1 protein-coding gene is annotated in these 1,217 nt (G+C 68.9%); it reads right to left on the reverse strand.

Translation table 11 applies throughout. The features are described from left to right. Positions 1 to 1,217 (reverse strand): NAD(P)(+) transhydrogenase (Re/Si-specific) subunit beta (locus AB4Z46_RS35285; RefSeq protein ID WP_442288204.1); only part of this gene is annotated, 1,217 nt, incomplete at both ends.

Genomic DNA, 1,217 nt, shown 5'->3' on the forward strand with positions numbered 1-1,217 from the left:
ATGCCGTAGATCGGCGTGCCCTTCTGCAGCGCCGCCGGGTTCACCACGTCGTTGGCCCCCAGGATGATCGCCACGTCGGCCTGCGCGAACTCGCCGTTGATGTCCTCCATCTCGAACACCTGGTCGTAGGGCACCTCGGCCTCCGCCAGGAGCACGTTCATGTGCCCCGGCATGCGCCCGGCCACCGGATGGATCGCGTACTTCACCGTCACCCCCTTGTGGGTGAGCTTCTCGGCCAGCTCGTTGACCGCGTGCTGGGCCCGCGCCACCGCCAGCCCGTAGCCCGGCACGATGATCACCGTCTCGGCGTTGCTCAGCATGTAGGCCGCRTCGTCGGCGCTGCCGCTCTTGACCGGGCGCTGCTCCTTGGCGCCGGTGGCCGCCGTGGCCGCCTCGCCGCCGAAGCCGCCCAGGATCACGTTGAAGAACGAGCGGTTCATCGCCTTGCACATGATGTAGCTCAGGATCGCGCCCGAGCTGCCCACCAGCGAGCCCGCCACGATCAGCATCGCGTTGTTCAGGCTGAAGCCGATGCCCGCGGCYGCCCAGCCCGAGTAGCTGTTGAGCATCGACACCACCACCGGCATGTCCGCGCCGCCGATCGGGATGATGATCAGCACGCCCATCACGAAGGCCAGCACCAGCATCGCGAGGAAGGCRCTCCAGCTCTCGGTGGCCACGAACACCAGGCCCAGCGCGATGGTCAACAGGCCCAGCACCAGGTTCAGCTKGTGCTGGCCGCGGAAGGCCACCGGCGCGCCCTGGAACAGGCGGAACTTGTACTTGCCCGACAGCTTGCCGAAGGCGATCACCGAGCCGCTGAAGGTGATCGCGCCGATSGCCGCGCCCAGGAACAGCTCCAGCCGGTTGCCCGCGGGGATGGCGTAGCGCACGAAGCCGTCGAGAATCACGGCGCCCTCGGGCGTGTTGGCGCCGATCAGTGCCTGTACCGGCGCCGCCGTGATGCCGAASGCCCAGGGCTCGACCACCGCGGCCACCGCGATGAACACCGCCGCCAGGCCGATCATGCTGTGGAAGAAGGCCACCAGCTCGGGCATCTGCGTCATCTCGACGGTCCKGGCCCGGTAGGCGCCGTAGCCCCCGCCCGCCACCAGGCCCARSAGCACCCAGCCCATGCCGATCGCCTTGCCGCCCGACAGCTGCACGATCAGCGCGGCGGTGGTCAGGATGGCGATCGCCATGCCCACCATGCCGAA

This window comes from Variovorax sp. M-6, from assembly GCF_052114385.1.
Taxonomy (GTDB): Bacteria; Pseudomonadota; Gammaproteobacteria; order Burkholderiales; family Burkholderiaceae_C; genus Variovorax.